We start from the raw sequence: 15,895 nt of genomic DNA, 5'->3' as shown, positions 1-15,895 counted from the left end.
TATAAAAATTAAACATATGAGCAATCCGGCACAAGATGTGAAGGACCCAAACAAAAAATCGACAGGGGTCCCTATTAAAGACAATGAGCGACGTATTACCAGGGGCCATGGATTTGGCACGCGTACAGAAGAATACCAGCCACAAGGACAATTTTCCCAAACCGGCAAATTCGGGAGGCTGTTTCCCTTGCTGAAACCCTTGGTTCCACCTGCGCCAAGTCTTGAAGCCCTGGGTGCTGCCATGATTGACAGTGTTACTATTGATGAGAACGGGCCGGTGGCTAACCCTGCCGGAGACAATCCAGCACTCCCGGCAGGATACACTTATTTTGGGCAGTTTGTAGATCATGACATTACACTGGACACCACCACACTACAGGAAATATTGGTTGATCCCCTGGCGGTTACCAATTTCCGGACACCTATGCTTGATCTTGACTCCATCTATGGCTCAGGGCCGGTAGCCAACCCCTATCTCTATCAAAGGACTAATAATGGTTTGTTCCTAATAGGGAATACAAGCAGCACGACGCCCCGTGGCGACGGCACGGTTCCCGTCAGTCAGCCAAACGATCTTCCCCGAAATTCGGAAGGCTTCGCACTGATAGGTGATCCCAGAAATGATGAGAATCTGGTGGTAGCGCAATTACATCTGGCATTTCTCAAATTCCACAATAAAGTTGCAGAAGGGCTATTGGACAGGTCGATTCCCCGAGAGTCGCCATTGCGTAAATCAACATTTGAGGAAGCCCGAGATCTGGTGATCTGGCATTACCAGTGGATTGTTTTGCATGACTTTCTTCCCCGGATTTCGGATCCGGAGCAACTGAGTGAGGTTCTTACAAATGGACGAAAGTATTACAACGTCGGCAATGGTCAGCCTTTCATTCCCGTGGAATTCTCAGTCGCAGCTTACCGCTTTGGGCATAGCATGGTGAGGGAAGCATATAATTACAACCGTGTTTTTGGTTTTGGAGCTGGGGCAGTTACACCGGCAACATTGGCGCTGTTGTTTCGATTTAGCGGATTGTCAACACCTGATCCGGAAAACAGTGTACCTATACCCAGCGACTGGATCATCGACTGGAGGCAGTTTTTGGAAATCGACCCTCAGATACGACCAGAATTCAGCCGCGGGATTAATCCATTGATTATTCCGCAATTGCATCAGATTCCGGAATTAGGAAGCCTTGCCGTCAGGAACCTCAAACGCGGCAGCAGCATGGGATTACCTCCTGGTCAGAGTATTGCGAGGCTTATGGGCTTCACGCCATTGACACCTGAGCAAATAGCTACCGGCCCAGATGGCGAAGTAGCCGCAGCTCATGATTTACATTTAGAAACACCACTTTGGTATTATATTCTGAAAGAGGCCGAAATCCAAGGAAACAGTGAGCGGCTCGGCCAGGTAGGAAGCCGAATTCTTGCTGAGGTGTTTATTGGATTGCTTGAAGCAGATTCCAGCTCCTTTCTTGCCCGCAAACCGGAATGGGCCCCAACGCTGGGAGCACCAGGATCAGGAAGCTTTACGCTGGCAGATCTGATCAGGTTCGTGGACGAAATAAACCCGATTGGTGACGCATTTGACTGGCGTGCCACAATCAATCTACAACCGATTCAACCTACGGCGGGTGGTACTTTGAGCGTAACTGCCAAGATAAAAATGCACCACGAAATAAAGGTGGCTATACTTCAAAAACGCATTCCACAAGGAATAAATCCGTCCATTCTGCAATTGGAAATTGTCAAAGTTGATGCAGAATTCGAAGGAGATATTCAGGAAATAAGATTTGAAGAAAATCTTAATACGACGGACCAATACAGTTTGATTGAGGTTTTTGTTGGTAGCGACGTCGTCGCAAATATCACTGATATTCAAATTGTTCAATAGAAAAAAGAAAGTAATTTCCAATCACAACTTTGTGAACAATGTCATCCCTAACACAACTTTCAGAAATCTGCCAGCGACTGGCGCCGTTCGGATGGACGGCGCTTTTGAAAAGGCACGGCCTTAATATTGAAGCTCCAAACCTGGAAGCGGAGATTTATAAGGATATTTCAGCAACAATTGATCGCAACATATCTGGATTCGAGGATTTTATCTCATCTGGTCGCCGGGCAGTTGAACCTTATATTCCGTGCAAAAGCCTTCTTTTTCACGCATTTTCCAGCCCGAATGTGCATCCCGGGCCTGGGAATTCGATGGTAGAAAACCAGGACGCCTATCCGACACTCGCTGAACTGGATGTTTTGGAGAACTTCATTTTTTCCACTCATCATGGAGCGTCCGGGGTTGCTGTTCGCGATAAGGCCTTTTTTGAAGCTAATTTCCAGCCTGCCAACCTGTCGATTGCTGTTTTCGCCTATCAGTACCGGACAGGAATAAGGAGTGTCAACGAGAGATATGCCGATTTTGTTTATTCCAGAACAGGTGTTTCCCGCGTGGGAACGGCTGGTCCCGTGTATGTGCCGGCGCGACGAAGCTTTTGGACGCTTCCCGAAAATGGAGATGATACCATTCCTGTTCTGCCTGCGAGATATGGTTTGTTCATAGCGGAAAAAAGACTTGCAACACGCCGGGAGGATGTATTGCGTAACCCCAATGATAACAGGGATTACATATTTCCTATTCATAAAATTTTCAGCGGAGACGACTGTGTCAGGGACCTGACCATTCCAGCATTCGAATTTGCCGAAAACCACCTTTCTGAGAAATTAAGACGGGCATTTCAGGCGATAGATATACAGGGAAGTGGTTTCAACATCAATCAGGCTCCATTCATCACCAATTCTAAATCCGGCGGAAATTTAGTCCGCCTGGAACCTATCGGTTCCTCAGCCATTCTGGTGTCGGAGCATGAAGAGTCTCTGGTTCAGGTTGCCGAGCAAAATGGAAGAAAAGTCAGTTTCAATGTTCCCGCAGCCGGTAACAGAAACCGGTTTTCAACTTCCTTTCAAATACCTACACTGGACAACGGGGAGGTGAGATTGGGGCCTGAATACTTGAATATCCGTTTCCAGCTTAAAGATAATGGGGAAGTCGAAAATGTCTCCGATCAATTTTCAGCCGCGCAACACGACGCGTTTTTGAGAAAAGTCAAAAATGGCGGATATAATGCCGTCCTGTTCACAGACAAAACTTGCGACGGCTGCATTGTTCCCCAATTTGATGGACCAAATCCTCTAACCGGTCAAATTCTACCTGCTTATTCGCTTGTAACGGCGCCGGACTTTTTCCCGTTATGTGACCAGCTCGAAATTGTCAACTGGCTAACTGAAAATAACCTCACTTCGAGGGAGCATTTTGCGCTCGGAGCTCCGGAACCGCTTTTCGGCGAGAGGTTACACATCAATCCATTCATTCAATTACCCGACTCAGCGGCAGCAGCATTCCCTAGTAACCGGCAAAATCAAACAACCGTGGCGATCGTAAGTATGTCTGTTTTCAGCCATTCCAATCCAATTGTTGTAAAAGACCATAACCAGGTTAGCTTTCTAACTGATGCGGCCAGTGGGGTGTTTGCGCCAGGCTGGGATGTGTCTCTTGTCTTCGACAGGGGGTTGAATAAAACATTTTTAAGTTCCAGCGGACTGGGAAGTCCATTCCCGGAAGACGCGAAGCTTTGCGCAGCTCTAAATTCATTTTGGCCGGCAGTAGCGCCGGATGCTTCCCAAACTTTTATTGATGACAAAATCCGCGGCGCCATTGCAACCGCTTTTCCGATGATGAATTCTGAATTGGGCTATCATCAAGAACACCCGTTAGTCATTTCAGGAGCTAGAGAAGTTTCAACTGGCTGGGATGGCGAGCAGGGGCCCTTTTTTGAGGGACCGTTTAGATTTGTGAATTACACAAACATCGAAAGGTCCGACTACACGGCAAACGCCTTGAAAGGAACGATATCCGTGAAGCAGTTATGCATGGTTGGCGCCAGCGAATGGATCGATCGGATGACTGTCTTGAGAAATTGCATTTTTATCTTACCCGGTACAGGTAGTGTACCCGATTCTCGGGAAATGCGGTTAGTTTCCGCAGAAAAAATACCGGATTGGGATCAAGCCCCGGAAAAGGTTGACGTTCGTCTAACAGGAACCGGCTTTATCTTTCAATTTGCGGCACTTGAAGGTAATGAGCTGCTTACAGATGAAGTTTTGCGTAGAAAAAGGGCGGTAAAAGAATCGTATACGTGTCAGATTTCCGAAACTTTTATTTTTTTCAGAGAGAATTCGCAGCTCAATTTTCAGGCGGTGAGAAGGTCGGCAATACCAATCAGACCTTGATCCGCAGCAAGAAATGAATGCATTGATCATTGGTGCCGGCCCGGCCGGTACCTCCTGCGCAATTCAACTTTTGAAAGCCGGTATTGAGGTTACCATATTGGATAAGCAGCATTTCCCCAGATCAGCTCCTGGGGAAACATTGCACCCTGGAATCGAGCCGCTTTTGAAGGAATTGGGGGTTTGGGAAGAAATTGAAGAGCATTCCTTCCTGAGACATTCGGGAATTATAACCGAATTCCAGGACTCAGCTAAGCTGGATTTATACCATAGTGAAGGCGATTGGGAAGGGTTTCAATTTCCTCGGGAGACTTTCGACCAGCTTTTACTGAATAAGGCAATTACGTTGGGCGCGAAATTCTATCCCGGCACCAAGTTAATCGATGTTGTGCTAGACTCTGCGGGCATTGCTACGGTCATTACTGATTCCCGAAACTTCAACGCCAGCTTTTTCATTGATGCTTCGGGGAGAAATGCAGTGCTTCCAAAAAAATTGAACATCAGGTACCAAAATTTTTCACCCCCATTATTCGTGCATTATGGATACGTGGAAACCGAAGATTCCAGCTCCTTTCCAACGCCCCGGATTATCTGGGATACCAATGGCTGGTTATGGGTTTCCAGGATCTCTGAGAAGCTCGTAAACTGGAACCGACTTTATCCACTCAACCACAAAATTGCTAAAAACTGGCTGCCGGAATGCCTGCAAAACTTAAAACCAACCGGAACACCTAATGCAGCAAATGTTACCTGGCGCATTGCCGAAAACGTTTCCCACAACAACTACTTTTTGATCGGCGATGCTGCATTTACACTTGACCCACTATCATCAAAAGGTGTGCTAAAAGCCATCATGAGCGGTATGATGTGTGGCTATTTGCTTGGGCAATTAAAGCTTTTAAAATCCGACATCAGTGAACTTCATTCCTATTACAACAACTGGATGAATGACTGGTTTTTGAAAGATCTGGCGAAGATGAAAAGCATCTACGCAGAGAAAGGATTCCAAATTTAAACTCCATTATTTTCGACCTTATTTCAATGAAAATTCTCTACGTTCTCTCGATGATTTGCCTTTCCCAATGTATCGCTTTCGCTCAGAAAACGGCAAAACATGATCAAACAATCATATTCGATTCTGAAGGAAAAATTAAGAGTAGTTCAATACCGGAAGTTTCGGTGATTCTTCCGGGAGAGTTGCCCGTGATTAATGTAGATGCACTTAAACACTCTGAGTCGAAATTGTTTAGGAACATAAAGTTGCTCCACGCTAGCCTCGCTACGTACCAAACAATTGATACTTACAATAAAAAATTACTACCTCCCTTCAATGATCCCAGCTTCATACAATGGCTAGCAGCAACCTATCGACAAGAATATTGGAAGGATTCGTTGTACAACTCAATAACTCCACTCATTTTCAATAACTTATCTGATATTGTTTCTGCGGACGCTATTAAAGTATTTGCGCATAACGAAGCTATGCCCTACCTGCCCCTCAGATTATTGCAGGGAAAAGAAGCTATTCCGGCGGTAGTGAACGAAATCTCATCGCAGGATGACAGCTTGGTTGGTAGTAGCACTATCACTAAACAACAGTTCGACAACCAAATTATCTCTGCTCATTTGGACGCCACCCGTAAATACTATAAAGGATGGCCTGCATCTTACAATCCCATTTTAAAAGATCTTGCTACTACTATTAACGGATCTGCCCCACAGATAAATGCTCTTTTGGATGCGGATAGCCTTAAAAACATTCAGGAAGGAACTGAGAACACGATCCGGTTTAATTTGGAAGTTGTAAATAAGATAGTGAATATCTACGATTCATTCGGCACGATCAGGAGTTTTTACGACAAAGTCATGGCTGAAAATTTCCTTTGGATCAAGTCATGGCTATGGTACACTGGTGGCGAAATATTATTAAATCCCTTTCTTGTTTCTGATCCGGCTGCTATGACAGCAGAAGTTGAAAATGCCATTGCATTGCTCGAAGAAAAGCAGAAAGTGCTCCACACTTTTATTGATTGTTGCAAAGAAAATAAGCTAAAATATGAAAGGGCACTGGCTGAGCTCGAATTTCTAACGAAGGAGTTAGACATTCAGAAAGAAAAGAAAGAAAAAATAATCGTACTCCTCTCAACCTATAAAAAATGGATTGTAACCAAATCAATTAAAAGTAAGGCCCTTTACCAATACAGTTGGGTCACTTCCAATTCGGAAAAAATAAACTGGATGCATCATTACGATGCGGCCGACCGGTTCCGCTTTCATACATCAAAATCTGATTTACCAAATCTGGTCGCAGGATCGGATCAGGTAGTTGTTCTTGTCCATAATATACCGGCGGGGGATACAATTACCCTGAAAACCTTAGAGGTCACTTTTGAACCAAAATCAAAATTTAATGAAATCATCGAACTAGCACTAGGCGGCATTGCAGAAGCTGTATCATCTGTCAATGGTGTGAATAATCTTTTAAACGCGGGTCCATATAACTATTTATTTAGTCCTAAATCTGAACTTATAAAATTCTTTAAAGCGCCTCCATATGAAGCCAGATCGGTAACACGGGCATACCTCGAAGGGAGGATAAACAAAGCTGACTACGTAAAAAAATTATGTACCGATTTTGATTTTTACGATTACGTCGATTACTCCCAAATCGTCGCCGAATACATGCATGCCCAGTACCAGCTCCACTGGCTGCTCAGTCAAACCAAACCGCTATTATCCATTGACCTAAAAGATGATCTTGACCCGACATTCCGTACTGAATTGCTTTTCCCGACCGATACACTGGATTCGTCTAAAAAAGTAACATACGCAGGATATGTCAATGACAAAAAGGAGCCTGATTTTAAAAAGACTTTTACAAAGCATAATCTAGGTCAATGGATACCTTCCGTCGGAGTTGCTTACGTTTTTGGCAACAGAAGCGCCGCGGTCTTTAATGATACCACCGGCACTTTCAGATCCGGGACTGACTTTGATAACTTTGAAGTATTAGCGGGTGTCAAGTTTTATCCCTGGATGACCAATACGGTGAGAGACCGTGCAACTACCAAATTGATCCGCAATAAGTTTGATACCAATGCGAACCTGCTGCGAGGAAACAGCTTCGCAAACACCTTCTTTTTTACAGGCGGACTAGGTGTGAGACATCAATTTTTGCGGAACTATTATCTGGGAGCAGGCAGTGACATTACTCCGGGTTTGAGCTGGCAGGCCGGCGCGAACTTCATTTTCCCAAAAAGATATGAACTTCAAAATGGTTCGATCCAAAACCAATACGAACGCCTGAGACCTTTCCTTTTTATAGGGATTAGTATTGATCCGAGTGTGGTAACAAGCCTAGTTAAGCTCTTTTAATAAAATCCAGATATGAAGACGATTTATAAATACCTGTTTTGTTTGATTTTTACGCTGGTCGGATGTAATAAGGAGGCGCTCATTTACGAAACTGAACCTGTTAAAGGTAAGGTTTGGATTGAGGACCGATTTATGGAAAACCCGAAAAAGGTTGTTTCCGGTGGCACCGTCTATCTGGCAAACAATGCGGCCGCCGAAACGTATCTATTTAAGACAGACGTAGCAAAAGACGGCAGCTTTACGATCAGCCATCAACCAACAAAAAAAGAAGGAATTTATCTTGTAGCCAAATTCGACACTCTTGGAATTTCCTATCAGGGTTCTTTTGATCTGAACGCATTACCGAAAGATGGCGACGGAACAACATCGTTGGTATTGAACCCGCAATACCCGTTGGGCATCTTAAAAGTAATGCTGTTAGGTCCTACTCCTTCCAACCAGCCAGTGAAAGATGCTGAAATCTTTCTGTTTGAAAATGAAGCACAAGCATTGTCGATAAAAGACCCCGGCCTCAACGGAGTTGTCAGGCAATCGACAACCAACTCGAAAGGAGTCACGTTTTTTTATAATCTCCTGAAAGGAAATTTCTTCGTGGTCGGAAGGCTCAAAACATCTAAAGATACACTTTACACGAACCAGGTACAGGTAGCTGTCGATGACGCTTTAAATCAGAAGGACAAGAAGCCGTCGGATATAACAACGCTGACTCTTCGGCCAAATATTCCCAATGCCCGCCTGGCGGTTACCGTGAGAGATGCGAGCAATTTATTATCTAATCCATTGAAAGGCGTTGATGTATACTTGTTCAGCAGCCTTAGTCAGGCCAAATCCATTTACGATCCTGATGACCCGAAAACTGCCTACTATGTTGACAAAAAAACAACAAACGAGAAGGGACAATCAACTTTTGAAGGCTTGGAGGCAATGACCTATTTTGTTGGGGTGCGTGGTAATTTATCTGCCAGCGTTCCTCTCAGATACCTGAGACCTTTATCGATAACACTAACTTCGGGGGCAAAAGCAACTCTGGTTGTAAATGCCAGGTAAGGAAGAATTGGGGAGTCGAATTTCAATTATCCAATTTCAGAATCCCCAATTTATATCCTATCCCAAATCCAATCCAGGGCTTGTAGGCATAATCCCACTTCCTACCTTCTTTTGACAATGGAAAATCGATGCCGCCGAAAAAGCCCAGTTCTATCTTTTTTATGCCAAGCCAGCCGCCGAGACCGAGTTGCCAGCCAAGCTGATTGGAGTTCTTCTTAATAGTATTATCAAGAGTATCGGCAGCAAGTGAGATTTTGATCGGGCCGGTGAACAATGATGCCATAAATGCCAAATGCTCTCCGCTGCGCTTTGTATCGCTGTAAAATGACGAATTTCCCCATTTGACACCCGTATAAAAACCGACATTGACCTCCGTCGACACGTCAGCCGGAATGTCAACCTTTCGCCCGTCATCCATTGTTTTTGTTCTTGAAAAGCGATATTTGAGCGGCATCGTCGCAGCTCCAAACTCGACTTGTCGATACGAGAATCTTTGGACGTACAATGGAGCGGAAGTTAGATCTTTCCGTTTCTTGAATACAAAATAATATTTGCCTGCTTCTGAAGGGTTTATTGGGATAGGGTCATTTGCATTTTTAGCAACGTATAAACTATCTGCGAGCTGTTTAAAAGAAGCTTCTCCTTTTCGGCTATCCATAGACCAGAATTCCACCTCGATGGAATCACCCTTTGCGTTCTGGATCAGGTTTGCCCGAGTATAACCGCCACTCTTTCTTCCCTTATAATTAACGGCCGGCGCGTATACGAGCTTGGTTTTTAATTTCGAATACTCCTTTCTAACAGTTTCGGAGATAATTACAGTCGTTTCATTCCCGTCCTCACCCATTACTTTCCTTTGCGTCACGGTAGTCACATCCTTTTCGCAAGGTTCGTAGAGCACGTGAACTAATGTCGTTGTGGGTCGGATCTTGTAGAACCTGTTAAATGCCTGCCCATAAAGGAAGTGAGAGTATCCGCAAAGAAGGGACAGCAGAAACACTGATAGCAATTTTTTCATTCCAAGAAAATAGTAGAGGTTGGGAGTATGGAACGTAAGATAGGTAGAGAATTGCAGGCAATTAGACCCTCGACTCTTTTTTTGCTTTCGAGTATTGGATAACTTATCGAACGGACATAATTAGGTTAATCATTGACAAATAAGCATGTTCTGAATACATTTCAGGCATCGCCAAACTGCCTGATCTCCTCTCGAATGCTGACCTAAAAAACAAAAAGGACTGTCGCCAACAGTCCTCCAATTCCTAAACTTTCTCCCCCATCCTTTCAAAACCCTCCCAAAGTACTTTCAGATCAAAAAGGGCAGTTTTTTCAGCTGTATCAAACGGAACATCCGAATGATAAAGCGCCAGATCGTGAACCATTTTGAGCGAATGCGCCAGCTCCTTACAGCCCTGACATTCTACAAGATACCAAAACTCGGCTTGGGATTGCGTCAGCGGATCGCCGACATTTGATGCGTGACGTGCATCATTCGTTGGGTTGGTCGAATGTTCGTTCGCGCCAACACCTTCGCCATTCGACGTTTGCATGGTGAAATGGATTTTGGTAAATGAATAAAGGAGAGGTCACTGCAAACGTCAGCGATGGAACACATCGACCAGGCTTCGGGACTTGCACCCGTATGCCTCTCCAAGACCATTTTCTCCTGGTTACTATTACTTGTTCCATACTTATTAATCAAAAACGTTTGCGGGGCAAATATAGGGGAAAGATTTGAACCAGATTGGATCATTGAACTATCGGTTGCACTGGGGGAACTGGCGACACAAAGCGGTAGGGATGAATAAATCGCAATGATCGGATGATAAGTTTGAGCGGTGAGCGGTGAGTTGCAGTAGATTTTGTCTTTAAGAGTAATTTTGGTTCTTGTAGCACTTCCTCGTAAAGCCAAACAAAAACAATAAGCTTAACTTTACCAACGCTCGACAAATCCTCTTCAACGAAAATGAAAAATGAAGCTCATGCAAGAATTAAAATAAATCAACTTCTTGAAGAAGCAGGATGGAGATTCTTTGATACAGAGGAAGGGAGAGCAAACATTCTGCTTGAAAACCATGTAAAAATAACAAAGCGCGAAATCGATGCATGGGGCAACGACTATGAGAAGACCGAGAATGGTTGTTTGGATTTTCTTCTTGTTGATACTGATAACAAACCGATTTGTGTTCTTGAGGCAAAAAAAGAGAGCCTTCACCCGCTTGTCGCAAAAGAGCAGGCTAGGAAATATGCTAAAACCGTTGGCGCGACACATGTAATACTTTCCAATGGAATTGTCCATTATCTATGGGACACGACCAAGGGAAATCCAAAGCCGATTTTTAAATTTCCTTCTCCAGAAGAAATTGGAGCAATTAAAAACTGGAATCCTGACAGAAATTCCCTTGCTGCCGAAGAAGCAACTGCTGATTACATCGTCAAAGTCCAAATGCCCGACTATGTCCAAAAGCCAGAATGGAACGGGAGCATTGAGGCAAGTAGAGATTTTATTTGGTCCAACGGACTAAGATTTTTAAGGCCTTACCAGCTAAAAGCGATCCAGGCTTTGCAAGGTGATGTTGCAGAAGGTAAAGACAGATTCCTTTTTGAAATGGCAACTGGAACTGGAAAAACACTCACTTCGGCGGCGGTGATCAGACTATTTCTAAGAACCCAAAACGCAAGAAGAGTTTTGTTTTTGGTTGACCGTCTGGAGTTGGAGGACCAAGCCTGGAAAGCATTCACAAATTACCTTAAACCTGATTACACTACTCTAATATATAAAGAGCACAGAAGTGATTGGAGGAAAGCAGATATCCTGGTAACTACCATCCAGTCATTAATGCACAATGATAAGTTTCGATATGACTTTTTACCAACTGATTTCGACCTGCTGATTTCAGATGAAGCGCATCGTTCTATCGCTGGAAATGCCAGAGCCGTTTTTGAATACTTTCATGGTTACAAATTAGGACTAACTGCTACTCCCAAAGACTTCCTGAAAGGCGTTGAAGCTGATAAGGTAAAAGAAAATGATCCAAGAGAGACTGAACGGAGAATGTTGCGTGACACTTACTCAACCTTCGGCTGTGAGGGCGGTGATCCAACTTTCCGCTACTCCTTGATTGATGGTGTGAAAGATGGGTATTTGATTAACCCAAAGGTTTTGGATGCCCGGACCGAAATTACCACTCAACTACTTTCAGATCAGGGTTATGCGGTCGAAATTCCAACCGAAACAGGAGAAGCAACGGAAACTTTTGTCCCTCGCCATTTCGAAAAGAAATTTTTCTCTGACAAGACAAATAGCGTTTTTTGCCAAACCTTTTTAGAAAATGCGCTGCGTGATCCAATCACAGAGGAGATCGGCAAAACAATCATTTTTGCAGTGAGTCAAAATCATGCACGCAAAATAACAGAATTATTGAATGAGTTTGCCGAGCAACTTTTTCCCGGAAAGTACAATTCTGATTTTGCTGTTCAAATAACCTCACAAGTAGGTGATGCTCAACAAATGACAATTAATTTCACCAATAACAATTTAAATGGAAAGACAACTTGGCTAGAAGGTTATAAGTCCTGTAAAACACGGGTTTGCGTAACAGTTGGCATGATGACAACCGGTTACGATTGTACTGACTTATTGAACATCTGCATGATGCGACCGATTTTCAGCCCAGCTGACTTTGTTCAGATCAAAGGCAGAGGAACGCGAAAGAATACGTTTGAATACAAGTTTAAAAATGAGTTGAACGATGAAGAAGCCATTCGACAGGAGAAGGAAATTTTCTATCTGTTCGACTTCTTCGCCAACTGCGAGTATTTTGAAGAAAAGTTTAACTACGATGAAAAATTAAAGCTACCTCAACCTAAGAAAGAAAATAACGCGACTGGTGGCGGTGGAGTTGATATCGATAAGTTCACAAATTACCAACCCGACCCTTTGCATACTTTGACAGAGAAATCAATCGGGTATGAAGGAATGCGTATTGATAGAGAGCTGTTTAAGAAGTTTGGGGATCGCATTATCATGGACGATATCATTAAGAAAAACGTAGAACTCGGAAACTGGGAACAAGTTGCTAGCCACATTCAACATGAGATTTTCGACAATCCTTCTGAATACTTCAACCTTGAAAAAATAAGAAAAGCGGCTGGGATAGACCGTAAGATTTCTATTCGTGAAGTAGTAGAAAAAGTCTTCGGTATCATTCCTAAATTCAAATCGAAAGACGACCTATTAGAAGAAGAGTTTGACAAATTTATTTCAATTTATCCACCTGAGGAAGATGTTAATCTAAGAGCATTAAAGTATTTTTTTAAGGCCTACATAGTCGACCAGGACATACGGAAAATTATTGAGGCCAAAGATTTTCACGCCTTGCAGACGCATCCAACACTTACGATTTCACAGTTCAAGGCAGTTACCAACAAATACAGGGATGTCATTCCTGTTTACATTAAGGATTATATCAATTTAGAGCGGTTCGCTGCTTAGCAAAAATTTCATGTTAGATACACAAACAAAAAGAAGAATCGACGATTGCAGAGACATTTTAGTGGGAAAACTTCCCGATCCAAAAGCTCAAATTGAGCAAATTACAATTGGGTTAATATACAAGTTCATGGACGACATGGACAAAGAAGCAGTTGAATTGGGGGGTGACGCCAAATTCTTTTCTGATTATAAAATACCAGACCCTGAATTTCCCAATGATCGAAATAAAGATAAACTAATTGAATTCAGCAAATATGCCTGGGGCCATCTGATGCACCCCAAAGTGACAGCTTCGGAAATGCTTACGCTATACTCGGAAGCCATTGCAGGAATGGAGAAAAACCCAAACATTCCACAACTCTTTCGGGACATTTTCAATAATGCTTATCTGCCATACCGAGATCCAGAAACATTAAAGCTATTTCTGAAAACGATTGGGGAATTTGAATACTCCCACAGCGAAAAACTAGGTGATGCCTTTGAATATTTGCTTTCGGTAATGGGTTCGCAAGGTGATGCGGGGCAATTCAGAACACCACGACACATCATTGATTTTTTGGTGGCCATCATTGATCCTGATAAAGGCGACACAATAATGGACCCAGCATGTGGAACCGCAGGCTTTTTAATTTCCGCCTACAAGCATATACTGCTCAAATACTCAAAAGATAATAAAGAGAAACTGAATATTTACGAGTATAACAAATTCGACAGGAAGCCATTCAATAACTTAGGTGACCAACTTACACCTGACGAGCGAAAAAAGCTGATTCAAAATTTTGTGGGCTATGATATTTCGCCCGACATGGTGCGATTGAGTTTGGTGAATTTGTATTTACATGGATTTAATACCCCGAACATTCACGAGTATGACACACTGAGCAGCGAAGAGAGATGGAATGAAAGCTTTGATGTTGTTTTGGCAAATCCGCCATTTATGAGCCCTAAGGGTGGAATAAGACCTCACAAGAAGTTCACCATTACCAGCAACAGAAGTGAAGTGCTATTTGTGGATTACATAGCTGAACATTTAAATCCAAACGGAAGAGCTGGCATCATTGTTCCCGAAGGCATCATTTTCCAGAGTGGAACAGCTTACAAAGAGTTACGAAAAATGCTAGTGGAGAACCATCTATTTGCAGTTGTGAGTTTGCCAGCAGGTGTTTTTAACCCTTACAGTGGTGTCAAGACTTCCATCCTTATAATGGATAAAGAAGTTGCCAAAAAGCGAGAAGAAATCCTTTTTATCAAAATTAATAATGACGGTTATAACCTTGGTTCACAGCGGACAGCCGTAAAAGGCAGTCAGTTAGAGGAGGCGATAAAACTAGCCCATAAATTTGTTGAAACGGGAGAATTTGAGGAGACTACTATCGGCCACCTTGTTCCGAAGACCGAAATTGCTAAGAACGGAGATTTCAATTTGGGCGGAGAGCGGTATAAGTCAATCCTTAATACTGTTTCTAACTTTGAAATGGTAGAATTATCAAACGAAGACATTTTCAAAGTTGTTTCAGGAGGAACTCCAAGCTCCGGTATTGATGAATACTGGAATGGCGATAATAATTGGGCTACTTTAGTGGACTTGCCTCAATCAAATTTTATTTCCTCAATAGAATCAACCGAGAGAAAAATCACAGAGGAAGGCTTGAAGAGCTCTTCGGCAAAAATTTTACCCCCAAATTCTATCATTGTTTCAACCAGGGCTACAATTGGACGAATTGCAATAAATAAAGTTGAGTGCTCTACTAATCAGGGATTTAAGAATATTATCATCACTAACTTTAATAAAGCCAACACTTATTTTGTCGCATTGATGATGACAAGGCTAATTGATAAAATGAATTCAATGGCTACTGGCGGTACATTCAAAGAACTTTCAACTTCAAATTTCAAAACTCTTGAAATCCCACTTCCCCCCTTATCCATTCAGGAAGAAATTGTTGCCGAAATTGAAGGCTTCCAAAAAATCATAGATGGAGCTAAAGCCGTAGTAGCCAACTACAAACCCAAGATTGACATTGACCCGGATTGGGAGATGGTGGAGTTGGGGAAAGCTTGTTCGATCAATGGTGAACTCGTCAGAGAACTTGATGCTCAGCTAGCTTACATTGGCGCGGATAGCATTGAATCAAATACTGGCATTCTACTGAAAAAAGAAAACTGTGAAGTGCAAGGTGTAAATGGGCCTGTCTACAAATTCTCCGGAACAAATATCCTTTACAGTAAAATTCGACCTTATTTGAATAAAGTTATCTTCACAGATTTCGAGGGATATTGTAGTTCTGATATGTATCCAATTGTTACCAATGAGAAATTGGATTTGAAATATCTATTCTACTTTTTGCTTTCAGATAATTTCAATAATGCTATAAAAGGTTTTTACGAGCGGGCAAGCATTCCTAAAATCAATCGTAAACAATTATTTTCCGTGAACATACCTCTTCCGGATATCGAAACTCAACGCCAAATCGTAGCCAAAATCGAAAAGGAACAGGAATTGGTAAATGCCAATAAACAACTGATTGAAATTTTTGAACAAAAAATAAAAGATAGGATCACAAAAGTTTGGGGAGAATAACCATGAGCGTATGACAAAAATATCACAAACCAATATCATCGAGTTGCCTTTCTGGTTGGCAATGGGCCAATCTCGTTGTCGACATTATGTCCTCTTGGAAAGACCATTTAATTTAGGGT

At 42.8% G+C, this 15,895-nt stretch carries 10 protein-coding genes; 8 read left to right on the top strand and 2 right to left on the bottom strand.

Features of this window, described 5'->3' with window-relative positions:
* Positions 1-16: 16 nt before the first annotated feature.
* The 5 genes from ABIO93_RS06365 to ABIO93_RS06345 are packed head-to-tail and all read left to right on the top strand — an operon-like array spanning position 17 to position 8,700.
* Positions 17-1,891, top strand: coding sequence for a heme peroxidase family protein (locus ABIO93_RS06365; RefSeq protein WP_348065603.1), 1,875 nt, complete (start codon positions 17-19; stop codon positions 1,889-1,891).
* Between the two features lie 38 nt (positions 1,892-1,929).
* Positions 1,930-4,281 carry a hypothetical protein gene (locus ABIO93_RS06360; protein WP_348065601.1) on the top strand — a complete coding sequence of 784 codons (2,352 nt, stop codon included), beginning with the start codon at positions 1,930-1,932 and terminating at the stop codon, positions 4,279-4,281.
* Positions 4,282-4,294: 13 nt separating this feature from the next.
* A complete protein-coding gene (locus tag ABIO93_RS06355) occupies positions 4,295-5,293 on the top strand; it encodes an NAD(P)/FAD-dependent oxidoreductase (RefSeq protein WP_348065599.1) in 999 nt (332 codons plus the stop codon).
* Positions 5,294-5,319: 26 nt separating this feature from the next.
* Entirely contained in the window at positions 5,320-7,653 is a 2,334-nt protein-coding gene (locus tag ABIO93_RS06350) for a hypothetical protein (RefSeq protein ID WP_348065597.1), read from the top strand.
* A 12-nt stretch (positions 7,654-7,665) separates the two neighbouring features.
* Positions 7,666-8,700, top strand: a complete 1,035-nt coding sequence (locus ABIO93_RS06345) for a hypothetical protein (RefSeq protein ID WP_348065595.1) — start codon at positions 7,666-7,668, stop codon at positions 8,698-8,700.
* A gap of 22 nt (positions 8,701-8,722) precedes the next feature.
* Here ABIO93_RS06345 and ABIO93_RS06340 read toward each other — a convergent pair whose 3' ends face one another.
* Both ABIO93_RS06340 and ABIO93_RS06335 read right to left on the bottom strand, forming a co-directional pair.
* Positions 8,723-9,718, bottom strand: coding sequence for a hypothetical protein (locus ABIO93_RS06340; RefSeq protein ID WP_348065593.1), 996 nt, complete (start codon positions 9,716-9,718; stop codon positions 8,723-8,725).
* A gap of 244 nt (positions 9,719-9,962) precedes the next feature.
* Positions 9,963-10,250: a hypothetical protein gene (locus ABIO93_RS06335; protein WP_348065591.1), complete on the bottom strand. Its 288-nt coding sequence runs from the start codon at positions 10,248-10,250 to the stop codon at positions 9,963-9,965.
* Between the two features lie 54 nt (positions 10,251-10,304).
* Between ABIO93_RS06335 and ABIO93_RS06330 the strand changes: the two genes are divergently transcribed.
* From ABIO93_RS06330 to ABIO93_RS06320, 3 genes are all read left to right on the top strand, one after another.
* The gene (locus ABIO93_RS06330) at positions 10,305-10,508 is read left to right on the top strand and encodes a hypothetical protein (protein ID WP_348065589.1); all 204 of its coding nucleotides are present in this window, start codon (positions 10,305-10,307) and stop codon (positions 10,506-10,508) included.
* Between the two features lie 158 nt (positions 10,509-10,666).
* Positions 10,667-13,195 carry a DEAD/DEAH box helicase family protein gene (locus ABIO93_RS06325; protein WP_348065587.1) on the top strand — a complete coding sequence of 843 codons (2,529 nt, stop codon included), beginning with the start codon at positions 10,667-10,669 and terminating at the stop codon, positions 13,193-13,195.
* A gap of 10 nt (positions 13,196-13,205) precedes the next feature.
* Positions 13,206-15,776 (top strand): N-6 DNA methylase, encoded by a 2,571-nt coding sequence (locus ABIO93_RS06320; RefSeq protein ID WP_348065585.1) that lies wholly within the window; start codon positions 13,206-13,208, stop codon positions 15,774-15,776.
* Positions 15,777-15,895: the final 119 nt, after the last annotated feature.

This window comes from Dyadobacter sp. (genome assembly GCF_039919315.1).
In the GTDB taxonomy this organism is placed as follows: Bacteria; Bacteroidota; Bacteroidia; order Cytophagales; family Spirosomataceae; genus Dyadobacter.
The sequence above is the reverse complement of the archived record's forward strand: the minus strand, read 5'-3'. Positions and strand labels throughout refer to the sequence as shown.